Annotated in this window: 10 protein-coding genes; 3 read left to right on the top strand and 7 right to left on the bottom strand. The window is 72.3% G+C overall.

Features of this window, described 5'->3' with window-relative positions; genetic code table 11:
• Nucleotides 1-19 precede the first annotated feature (19 nt).
• Nucleotides 20-832, bottom strand: a complete 813-nt coding sequence (locus ACFC1F_RS41070; protein WP_376166638.1) for an SDR family NAD(P)-dependent oxidoreductase — start codon at nucleotides 830-832, stop codon at nucleotides 20-22.
• Nucleotides 833-999: 167 nt separating this feature from the next.
• On the opposite strand from ACFC1F_RS41070, the gene ACFC1F_RS41065 reads away from it, so the two are divergent.
• The gene (locus tag ACFC1F_RS41065; RefSeq protein WP_209410652.1) at nucleotides 1000-1851 is read left to right on the top strand and encodes an SAM-dependent methyltransferase; all 852 of its coding nucleotides are present in this window, start codon (nucleotides 1000-1002) and stop codon (nucleotides 1849-1851) included.
• A 190-nt stretch (nucleotides 1852-2041) separates the two neighbouring features.
• On the opposite strand, the gene argG is transcribed toward ACFC1F_RS41065, so the two are convergent.
• Nucleotides 2042-3487, bottom strand: coding sequence for an argininosuccinate synthase (argG, locus tag ACFC1F_RS41060; protein WP_209410651.1), 1446 nt, complete (start codon nucleotides 3485-3487; stop codon nucleotides 2042-2044).
• Nucleotides 3488-3584: 97 nt separating this feature from the next.
• The gene (locus ACFC1F_RS41055; protein WP_376166636.1) at nucleotides 3585-4394 is read right to left on the bottom strand and encodes a hypothetical protein; all 810 of its coding nucleotides are present in this window, start codon (nucleotides 4392-4394) and stop codon (nucleotides 3585-3587) included.
• 333 nt (nucleotides 4395-4727) lie between these two features.
• On the opposite strand from ACFC1F_RS41055, the gene ACFC1F_RS41050 reads away from it, so the two are divergent.
• On the top strand, nucleotides 4728-5228 hold the full coding sequence (locus ACFC1F_RS41050; protein ID WP_376166634.1) for a cupredoxin domain-containing protein: 501 nt from the start codon (nucleotides 4728-4730) through the stop codon (nucleotides 5226-5228).
• Between the two features lie 32 nt (nucleotides 5229-5260).
• Nucleotides 5261-5758 carry a hypothetical protein gene (locus ACFC1F_RS41045; protein ID WP_376166632.1) on the top strand — a complete coding sequence of 166 codons (498 nt, stop codon included), beginning with the start codon at nucleotides 5261-5263 and terminating at the stop codon, nucleotides 5756-5758.
• Nucleotides 5759-5919: 161 nt separating this feature from the next.
• On the opposite strand, the gene ACFC1F_RS41040 is transcribed toward ACFC1F_RS41045, so the two are convergent.
• The 4 genes from ACFC1F_RS41040 to ACFC1F_RS41025 all read right to left on the bottom strand — a co-directional run bounded on the left by ACFC1F_RS41040 (nucleotide 5920) and on the right by ACFC1F_RS41025 (nucleotide 9481).
• Nucleotides 5920-6666: a phosphotransferase family protein gene (locus tag ACFC1F_RS41040; RefSeq protein WP_376166630.1), complete on the bottom strand. Its 747-nt coding sequence runs from the start codon at nucleotides 6664-6666 to the stop codon at nucleotides 5920-5922.
• 143 nt (nucleotides 6667-6809) lie between these two features.
• The gene (locus ACFC1F_RS41035; RefSeq protein ID WP_376166628.1) at nucleotides 6810-8162 is read right to left on the bottom strand and encodes an SMI1/KNR4 family protein; all 1353 of its coding nucleotides are present in this window, start codon (nucleotides 8160-8162) and stop codon (nucleotides 6810-6812) included.
• A gap of 197 nt (nucleotides 8163-8359) precedes the next feature.
• Nucleotides 8360-8794 carry a hypothetical protein gene (locus tag ACFC1F_RS41030; RefSeq protein ID WP_376166626.1) on the bottom strand — a complete coding sequence of 145 codons (435 nt, stop codon included), beginning with the start codon at nucleotides 8792-8794 and terminating at the stop codon, nucleotides 8360-8362.
• Between the two features lie 162 nt (nucleotides 8795-8956).
• Nucleotides 8957-9481: an ATP-binding protein gene (locus ACFC1F_RS41025; RefSeq protein WP_376166624.1), complete on the bottom strand. Its 525-nt coding sequence runs from the start codon at nucleotides 9479-9481 to the stop codon at nucleotides 8957-8959.
• Nucleotides 9482-10037 lie beyond the last annotated feature (556 nt).

The raw sequence follows: 10037 nt of genomic DNA, 5'->3' as shown, positions 1-10037 counted from the left end.
GGAGCGGGTCGGGCGGCCGTCAGTGCGGGCGGCGCGGCTCGATCCGGAAGTCGAAGGCCGTGGTGCCCGGGTCGAGGGCGGTGACCCCGCCGTCGACCGTGAGCACCGCGCCGTTCACGTAACCCGCCGCCGGGGACAGCAGCCAGCCGATGGCCGCTGCCACCTCCTCCGGCGCGCCGGGGCGGCCCGCCGGGGTGAGCCGGGTGGCCTCGCGGTACGCCTCGTCGACGCCGCCGGCCAGGCCTTCCCGCTCCGCGAGGCGGGTCATCGGGCGGTCCGCCATCTCGGTGCGCACCCAGCTCGGGCAGACGGTGTTGGCCCGGAGCCCGTCGCGGCCGTAGTCGACGGCGAGCGAGCGGCACAGCTGGAGCAGGGCGGCCTTCGAGGTGGCGTACGCGGCGTTGGCGCTGCCGTTGCGCAGGGCGGAGACGGAGGCGACCGCCACGACGGCGCCCCGCGACCGCAGAAGGTGCGGCAGGGCGGCCCGCAGGAGGAGGAACGGGCCGGTGACGTTGGTGCGCATCACCAGCTCCCAGTCCTCCAGCGCGACGTCCCCCACCGCGCCGCCCCGGCCGACCCCGGCGTTGAGCACGAGCCCGTCGAGCCGGCCGAACCTGGAGACGGCGGCCTCGACGAGGGCGTCGACGTCGTCCGGGTCGGTGGTGTCGGAGACGTGGGCGACCGCACCGGTCTCGCGGGCGACGCGTTCCAGCGGCTCGGGGCGCCGGCCGGAGACCACCACGTGGTGGCCGTCGGCGCGCAGCAGCCGGGCGGTGGCCGCACCGATGCCGGTACCGCCGCCGGTGATGACGACTACACGCTGGTCGGGCATGGGGTTCCTCCCGTGGGGCCGGTGGTGCGCAGACCATCGGATCCTATGCTTACGGGGCGTCAGGTCCGGAGCCAGGTCCGGAGCCAGGTCAGGAGTCCGGCCACCGGGCCCGAGCGGGCCCTGGCTAGGATGAGGTGACTGGACGTCACGGAGTACGGGGAGAGCTCATGCAGGAGGATGCGGTGACCGGCGGGCCGTGGTCGGTGGTGGCGGGGGAGTGGCAGCCGCCGGCGGAGCTCAACACCGGGATCCCGCACCCCGCGCGGATGTACGACTACTACCTCGGCGGCAAGGACAACTTCCCGGCCGACCGGGAGGCCGCCGAGAAGATCATCGCGGTCATGCCCGACGCCCGCCTCGCGGCGCAGAGCAACCGCGACTTCCTCGGCCGCGCGGTGGAGTTCGCGGTCGGCCAGGGGGTGCGCCAGTTCCTGGACATCGGCACCGGGATCCCGGCGGTGGGCAGCACCGGCGAGGTCGCCCACCGGGTGGCCCCCGACGCCCGCGTGGTCTACGTCGACAACGACCCGATCGTCCTCACGCACTCGCGCGCACTGCTGGCCCACCACCCGGTCGGCCACACCACGGTCCTCCACGCCGACCTGCGTGAGCCGGAGGCGATACTCGGCGACCCCGGTCTGAAGGAGGCGATCGACCTCTCCCGGCCGGTGGCCCTGATGCTGGTCGCGGTGATGCACTTCGTCCGGGACGAGGAGGGCGCCGCCGAGACGGTGGCCCGGCTGCGGGACGCCCTGGCCCCGGGCAGCCTGCTGATCCTCTCGCACGGGACCCAGGACTTTATGGCGCCCGAGGCGGCGGCGGAGGCGACGCGGATCTACAACCGGGCGAGCTCCCCGCTGGTGCTGCGGACCGGCGACCAGGTGCGGGAGCTCTTCGGCGACTTCGAGCTGGCCGACCCCGGGCTGGTGCAACTGCCGCTGTGGCGCCCGAAGGAGGAGCTGCCGGACGGCTGGCAGCAGGCGGTCCCCGCCTACGCCGGAGTCGCCGTCAAGCGGTGACCGCAGGGCGCCGCGGCCGGCGCCGCCCCGCGCCCCGGGGCCATGTCCCGGCCGGGGCCGCGCCCCGCACCCGGCGGCAACGTCCGTCGCGGCGCCGCACCGTCCCCACGGGCGACACGGAAACGACCACGGGCGACACGGAAACGACGGAGGGGCCCGGCAGATGCCGGGCCCCTCCGTCTTCGGGTCGTCAGTCCGTGCCGGACTCCATGGCGGCGCGGTCGAGCAGCGCCTCGTCACCGGAGACCTCGCCGCGGGAGGCGATGGCCTGCGCACCGCCCTGCGGCATGGCGCCGATCAGCCCGGTCGCGGCGGCCTGGGCGGCACCGACGGCGGGGTTGGCGGACCCGATCAGGCCGAGCCCGGCGTACTGCTCCAGCTTGGCGCGCGAGTCGGCGATGTCGAGGTTGCGCATGGTGAGCTGGCCGATCCGGTCGACCGGGCCGAACGCCGAGTCCTCGGTGCGCTCCATGGACAGCTTGTCCGGGTGGTAGCTGAAGGCCGGGCCGGTGGTGTCGAGGATCGAGTAGTCCTCGCCGCGCCGCAGCCGGAGCGTGACCTCGCCGGTGACGGCCGTGCCGACCCAGCGCTGGAGCGACTCGCGGATCATCAGGGCCTGCGGGTCGAGCCAGCGGCCCTCGTACATCAGCCGGCCGAGGCGGCGGCCCTCGTTGTGGTACTGGGCGAGGGTGTCCTCGTTGTGGATGGCGTTGACCAGCCGCTCGTAGGCCGCGTGCAGCAGGGCCATGCCGGGCGCCTCGTAGATGCCGCGGCTCTTGGCCTCGATGATCCGGTTCTCGATCTGGTCCGACATGCCCAGGCCGTGGCGGCCGCCGATGGCGTTCGCCTCCATCACCAGGTCGACCGGGGAGGCGAAGGTCTTGCCGTTGATCGTGACGGGGCGGCCCTGGTCGAAGCCGATGGTCACGTCCTCGGTCGCGATCTCGACCGACGGGTCCCAGAACCGCACGCCCATGATCGGGTCGACCGTCTCGACGCCGGTGTTCAGGTGCTCCAGCGTCTTGGCCTCGTGGGTGGCGCCCCAGATGTTGGCGTCGGTGGAGTAGGCCTTCTCGGTGCTGTCGCGGTACGGCAGGTCGTGGGCGAGGAGCCACTCCGACATTTCCTTGCGGCCGCCGAGCTCGGTCACGAAGTCCGCGTCCAGCCAGGGCTTGTAGATCCGCAGGTGCGGGTTGGCGAGCAGGCCGTAGCGGTAGAACCGCTCGATGTCGTTGCCCTTGAAGGTGGAGCCGTCGCCCCAGATCTGGACGTCGTCCTCCAGCATCGCCCGGACCAGGAGGGTGCCGGTGACGGCACGGCCGAGCGGCGTGGTGTTGAAGTAGGAGCGGCCGCCGGAGCGGATGTGGAACGCGCCGCAGGTGAGCGCGGCCAGGCCCTCCTCGACCAGCGCCGCACGGCAGTCGACCAGACGCGCGAGCTCGGCGCCGTAGGCCTTCGCACGGCCGGGAACCGACGCGATGTCGGGCTCGTCGTACTGGCCGATGTCGGCGGTGTAGGTGCAGGGGACGGCGCCCTTGTCGCGCATCCACGCGACCGCGACCGAGGTGTCGAGGCCGCCGGAGAAGGCGATGCCGACGCGCTCGCCGGCGGGAAGGGAGGTGAGGACCTTGGACATGGGAAGAGTATGCATGATGTCGCATGGTCATGCAAGCGGCTCCGTATTCCTCCTCGTGACCGGCCGGGCGGCCCGGCCGGGCCCGTCCCCGCCGCCGTCACTGCGGTGGGGCCGAGGGTGGATTCGATGACGGATTCGATGACGGATTCGAGGGCCGGGCGTCGGTGGGGCGGCCGGCGATCGCGTCGTAGACCCTGATCCGCAGCGTGCGCCGCCAGCCCTCGCGTTCCTCCCGCGCGACGGCGCGGGCGGCCTTGCGACTGCCCTCGCGGTAGAACCGGCGGGCCCACGGCGACCCAGGCCGGGCCAGCCGCACGGCGCCGACCAGGGCGAACAGGGGCACCAGGATGCCGAGCAGGCCGGTGAACGTCTTCCCCTTGGTGATCGTCACCAGGGCGAGCGCCCCGTTGAGGAGGACGGCGGTGACGTAGGACCAGTCGGAGACCGGTGCGCCGTCGGACGCGGTGTCGCTCACGCCGAACGGGGTGGCGCCGAGGAGCAGCAGCCCGCACGCGGCCGTGCCGAGGACCACGGTGTCCACCGAGAGCCGGCCCTGTTCGGACCAGTAGACGTCCTGCAGGTGCAGGATCAGCGCGAACTCGTCCAGCACGAGCGCGGTGCCGATGCCGAACAGCGCACCGAGCACCTCGCCCCAGGGGCGGTGGTGCCCCGCCGGCGAGGCCAGCCCCACCCCGGCCACGATCATGAAGACGGCACCGAACACCACGTGGTGGATGTGCAGCCCGCCGGGTGTGACGTTCTGCGGCCACCAGGACACCTGCGCCCGGATCATCCGGACACTGATCCTGATGAACAGGAACGCCCCGATCAGGCCGAGCAGGAGGCAGAACAGGGGCTGCTTCCCGGGGTCGAGGATCTCTCGGTGGTACCAGTCCGGCGTCGCCATGCCGACATCGTGGCACCGCGGTGGCGCGGAGCCCGCCGACCGCGGGGCGCATCACCCCCGGACGGCGGGACGGCCTTCCCGGGACGCGCCCGCGCGCCGCCTGCCGGGTCCCGCGCCGTCCGGTGCCCGGCCCGCCGTCCGGACCTCTCCCGGTCGCCCGGGCGAGTGAATCGGCGCCGCTTCCCGGAGGGGGCGGCCCGGCCGCCGCGCGGGCCGTGCCGAAGGTGATGCGGTGGCCCCGAGGACAGCGCGGGGCCACCGTCCGGACGAGGGCAGCGCGCCACCGGCCCCCGCCGGTGCGACGGTCCCTCACCCCCCTTCGAACGGAGCCCAGTGACCACCACTTCCCGACTGCTCCAGGCCGCCGGCGCCCTGCTCCTCGCCGCCGCCGTCAGCGCCTGCTCCAGCTCCGGATCGGGCGGCGGCAGTGCGACGTCTCCCGCGGCGACGTCCCCGGCAGCGTCCTCTCCTGCGGCCACCTCTCCCGCGGCGACGTCTCCTGCAGCCGCCTCCCCGGCGTCCCCCTCCCCGGCAGCCACGTCTCCCGCCGGCACGGCGTCGCCGTCCGGTGCGAACAGCAACGCCGCCGTACGGGTGTCGATCAAGAACTTCCTGTTCGAACCGGCCGCCATCACCGTGCAGCCCGGCGCAACGGTCACCGTCGTCAACGAGGACTCCACCGCCCACACCCTCACCGCGAGTGACAAGTCCTTCGACACCGGCACCATCGCCCCCGGCGGGACGGCGACCTTCACCGCACCGGCCCAGACCGGAAGCCACCCCTACATCTGCTCCATCCACCCGTTCATGCACGGCACCCTCACCGTCAGCTGACCCCGCCCCACCGGTTCCCGGAGGTACCCGTCATGGCCAGCCCCGACCCCGGCCCCGTGCGCCACGGTCGCGCCCTCGACGTCGTCCTGCGCCTGCTCGCGGCGGCCGGGCTGGCCTTGGACGCCGCCGTGCACGCCCGCCTCGCCGGCCAGTACGACGCCGTCACGGCGACGATCAGCCAAGGGACGCTCTTCCGCGCCGAGGCCGCCGCGGCGAGTCTGGCGGTCCTGCTCGTCCTGTTCTGGCGCCACCGGATCGGCGACGCCTTCGCCTGGCTGACCGCGGCCGCCGGCCTCGCCGCGATCCTCCTCTACCGCTACGTCGACGTCGGAGCCCTGGGGCCGCTGCCGAACATGTACGAACCGATCTGGTCCGATGACAAGACCACCGCCGCCTGGGCGCAGGCGGTCGCGGTGGCCGCCCTCACCGTCCTGCTGGTCCGCCACGGCCGGTGGCGCGGGCCCGGCCGCACGTCGGAGTCCGGTCGCACGTCGGCGTCCGGAAGCACGTCGGAGTCCGGTCCGGCGTGACGCCCGGCCGTCGGTGCGTCGCTCCGGGCGGGTGTTTCCCGCGGCCGTCCCGAACGCCGTCCGCCGTCCGGCCGGCTGCACTTCCGGTCGGCCGCCCCGCCGCGACGGCTACGACCCGGCCGCCGGGAGGCCACGGCCCGCGACCCAAGGGAGAGGGAGCCTCACATCCGGGATCTCAGCACGTCGACCTCACAGCCCGGTGCGAACGGGTCGAAACCGTGCTCGTTCAGCCAGCGAACCACCAGCAGGCTTCGCAACGACCACCATGCGTGGATCACGTCGAGGTCGATGCCGGTGCCATAGCCGGCGACGACGTCGTCGAGGTGTTCCTCGTGTCCGAGCGTGAAGGTGGCGAGGTCGTACAGGGCATCTCCCCGGCCCGCCTCGGACCAGTCGATGATGCCGGTGACCTCGCCGCCGTCGACGAACACGTGCGCGATCTGCAGGTCGCCGTGCGTGAACGCCGGATTCCACGGCCGGAGCGCGGCCTCGGCGACCTCGCGGTTGCGGGTGACCAGGTCGGCGGGCAGGACGCCGTTCGACACGAGCAACTCGCACTCGTCGTCGAGTTCCGCCGTCAGCGCGACGATGCTCCGGCCGGCCCGGCCCGGCCAGGGCGGCAGCGGCGCTTCGTGCAGCTTCCGGATGGCGGCGCCCGCCGCGGCCCACGCCGCCGGCGACCCGGTCGACGGTCCCCCGAGGCGCCCGAGCGTCGTCCCCGGGAGTGCGGCGAGGGCGAGCACGGGCGGCTTGCGCCACAGGACCTCCGGGGTCGGGACCGGCGCGAGGGACATCGCCTCGACCTCGACGTCGATGCGCGCCTGGTCGGCGTCCACCTTCAGGAACACGTCGCCGACGCGCAGGGTGGCGCGCTCGGAATGGGCGACGACGACTCTGACCTCATCCATGGGCGACCAGTATCCCGGGGGCGATCGCCGACGTCGCCGGGTTTATCGCGTGCAATGACGAGGCCGGTGCGTCCCGATGCCACCCGGCCGCCTCGTGCACGACACCCGCCTCTGGCCGGGTCACGTGATCCGTCGGACAGGATTCATGCCGCCGGACCAAGGTCGCCTTCGATGGTGGTCAGGGTGATCGGGGGCCGGTCCCACAGGGCGAGGAGTTCGTTGGCGAGGTCCGCGACGGCCAAGGGGTCCTCGTCGAAGGGGGCATTGATGGCGACCGCCAACAGGCCGCGCGGGACGATGTCGGCATCGAGGAGGACGCGCCACTCCTGGGACCCGAGTTCCAGGTACTCCAGCCCGGTGAGCCCGGCGATTTCCCAAGGGTCGGCGAGAGTGCCGGGGTGGGCGCTGAGGGTTCGCAGCCGCGGGAGCCCTGTCAGTGGTGCGATGCTGATCGGCTGACCGGTCGACATGCCGACGGACAGAACCTCCAGGCCGGGGTGGACGCTGTCAACAAGGCTCTGCTGACTGTATGCGTGGGCCGCAGCCTTGGTCGGCGGGTGGTTCTCCGGGCTGCCGGTTCGTGCGGCGGGCCGGTCGAGCATCAGGTCGGTGAGGGAGTCGGCGACGAGCCTGGCGCCGATGTCCTCCTCATGGGAGATTTTGATGATCTGTCCGGTGTGCCCCTGCGGGCCCGGCGTCAGGTCGACGGCAAGCCGGTCGCCGCCGCCGTTGTCGCCGAAGACGATCCAGCCCGGTGAGCCGGCCAGCCCCTGCACGGCGGCGGTGGGCCGCGTGTCCACCACTTCCATGGCCGCGCGCTGCCATGGGCATTCGCGGGTCGCCGCCTCGGCGACGTACAGGCCTGCCAGGCCGAAGAGTTCGCAGCGGACCGCCTTGGAATGGCGGCTCGCCGCCTCGAAGTCACTACCCCAGTCCGCCCAGTCCGCCCGTGTCACCCGGTAGAGCGCTTTGAGCTCCTCGGGCAGGGGGATGCCCAGGCGCGTCTCCGCCGCTGCGATCTCGGCCTCCGTGGCGCCGACGGCGCCGGGCAGACGCTCGCGCAGCGTCCGTTCGAGCAGCGCCGGGTCCGCCGACGGCGCCGGCGCCGCCCCTGACGCCGGGTCGGGAAGGCGGCGCCAGGGCTCGGGAAGCGCGTCCTCGACCAGGACAAGCGCCCCCGGATTCGGACCGATGCCGTGCTCCACTGCCGGGCTGGGCCGGAGTATGTGGAGCCGGGTCCTTCCCGCCGCCTCGATCTCCACCGCGAACGTCACAGTGTTGACGTCGTCGTTCACCAGGGTGCTGTGCACCCGCCGCACGGCGTCGTGCGTCATCTGCTTCAGGGGCACGCTCCAGCCGCCCCGGCCGATGAAGCCCACCACGCGTCCGCCCGGGGTGGCGAGGTGTTCCGCATGCGCTGCCCGCAGGAGCCGCAGTAGGGGCTCCCAGGTCTCGAAGTCGTGAACCGACAAGGTGGAGTTCTCTTGATCGTCCATACACAGACCGTACCCGGGGACTCGGACACCCGACCCCGTCGGCCCCGCACGCCGTTGTGCGGCCCGGCACGTCACTTGTCGCCGAGGGCGCGGCTCGACGTGCGGTTCCTCGGTCAGCCCGGCGCGACAACTGCCGCTGCACCAGCACGGCAACTGACGGCTGGTCACTCGTTCGGAACCCGGGTCGCCGACCCGCCTCACCCGGGTTCGGCCGGCGGGTAGGGCTGATCGTCCTCGCGGCGGGCCACGCCGTGGCCCGTGACGCGCCAGGAGAGGCTGTGGCGGGCCAGGGCCCACGATTCGGGTGCCCGCCGGACCCAGGTCACCCAGTCCCGTAGTTCGGGGAGTGCCTGCTCGCGCAGGATGCCGCGGGCGTGGGCCCGTTCGCCGGTCGGGAGCGGGCCGATGGTGATCCCTACGCGCGACCAGTCGGCGGGGAACTTGTGGTATCCGTAGTTCGAGGTGGTCAAGCGGTTCCGTACGGCTTGCAGGAGCGTGCTGTCGTGCAGAGGATGCTCGACGAAGCCGAGGCGGACCTCAGCCATCAGTGGTTCGCCGAGCACCGCGCGGATGTCCGTCGGAGTGAGCGGCCACGACAGGTGGCGAGGCAGTCTGCGGTTTCGAGCTGGCATGCGCCGGAGAGTGGCACACTCCCCGGCGCAGGCGCATGCGGGTTTTGACACCACGAGATCGATGTCCGTAGGGGACGACCGATTCGTCGCCGGCATGACGGTCGGCTTGAACGCGGAACCGCGGCCAAGCCCCTCCGTGTTCAAGAGGGTCGTGACCAAGTCTCAGCCGTTGACGGCCTCCACGATCTGCAGGGCGGCCTGGGCGGGCGTGAGGTGCGTGGTGTCGACGACTTCGGCCTCGCCGTGCAGCCACGTGCGGGCAGCCTCGGCGTAGGGCTCAAGGTACTTGAGGCGGAACCAGGAGTCGGGACCGACAACAGTGTCCCCCGCGATGCGCCCGCGGAGGGTCTCCTGGTCGGCATGGAGGACGAAGTGCCGCACCGGAATGGAGTGTTGGGCGAGGCCTGTGCTGATCTCGCGCCAGTACTGCTCGACCAGGACGGTCATCGGCATCACCAGAGTCCCACCCGTGTAGTCGAGTACGCGGCGGGCGGTCTCGACCACGAGTGGCCGCCACGGCGGCCAGTGCTGGAAGTTGTCCGTCTCGGGCAGCCCCGGCGTGATGTCCATGAGCGTCTCGCCGACCTTCTCGGCGTCGAACACCCGTGAATCCGGGATCAGCTGCTGCACGAGGGTGCTGGTCGTCGTCTTGCCTACGCCGTGGGTGCCGTTGAGCCATACGATCACGGGCCCGACGCTAGCGGTGTTCAGGCCGCGGTCTGGTGCCGATCACGTCACAGGACTGGCACAGCGGAACATCGCGAAGCGTCGGACTCGCCTTCGAGACGCTGCACGGAGACGTGACACGAAGCGCGGAACCTACATCCCTGATGGGCCTGAAGCGGTGGCTGTACGTCCTGGTGTGGTGTGTGGGACATGCGAATGGGGTCGGGCCGACCGCCGTGGGACGTGGGCGCCGGGAAGTGGTGCGGATCCGGGCGGCCACCCTGTTCGGGCGCACCGGCGGGCTGATCCGCCCCGCTCCACGGCGCGCGCCTGCACCGGCTACCTTCCCCGACCGGCCGCGCGACGGCAGCAACGGGTCGGCCGGCTCGCAGGGTTCATCAGGAACCATACGCTGCGATAGATCAGCACCCACGACCGGCATCATTGCCGCACGACCATCAAGTCGCGTGGGACAACCTCTAACTGGGCGTTTCGTTCCTGGTTTTGAGGGTCAGGTTCCGCGCCAGGTGGGGGTGGATTCGCCAGTCAGGCGGCGGGTCATGAGGTTGATCATCGC

The organism is Kitasatospora sp. NPDC056181, from assembly GCF_042266225.1.
Classification (GTDB): domain Bacteria; phylum Actinomycetota; class Actinomycetes; order Streptomycetales; family Streptomycetaceae; genus Kitasatospora.
This window is presented reverse-complemented; position numbering and strand designations above follow the sequence as displayed.

Bases quoted from the DNA above. Each gene is read 5' to 3' on its own strand.
- ACFC1F_RS41055 (WP_376166636.1), bottom strand. From the start codon at position 4,394: ATGGCGACGCCGGACTGGTACCACCGAGAGATCCTCGACCCCGGGAAG.
- ACFC1F_RS41040 (WP_376166630.1), bottom strand. From the start codon at position 6,666: ATGGATGAGGTCAGAGTCGTCGTCGCCCATTCCGAGCGCGCCACCCTG.
- ACFC1F_RS41070 (WP_376166638.1), bottom strand. From the start codon at position 832: ATGCCCGACCAGCGTGTAGTCGTCATCACCGGCGGCGGTACCGGCATC.
- ACFC1F_RS41045 (WP_376166632.1), top strand. From the start codon at position 5,261: ATGGCCAGCCCCGACCCCGGCCCCGTGCGCCACGGTCGCGCCCTCGAC.
- ACFC1F_RS41035 (WP_376166628.1), bottom strand. From the start codon at position 8,162: ATGGACGATCAAGAGAACTCCACCTTGTCGGTTCACGACTTCGAGACC.
- ACFC1F_RS41030 (WP_376166626.1), bottom strand. From the start codon at position 8,794: ATGCCAGCTCGAAACCGCAGACTGCCTCGCCACCTGTCGTGGCCGCTC.
- ACFC1F_RS41065 (WP_209410652.1), top strand. From the start codon at position 1,000: ATGCAGGAGGATGCGGTGACCGGCGGGCCGTGGTCGGTGGTGGCGGGG.
- argG (WP_209410651.1), bottom strand. From the start codon at position 3,487: ATGTCCAAGGTCCTCACCTCCCTTCCCGCCGGCGAGCGCGTCGGCATC.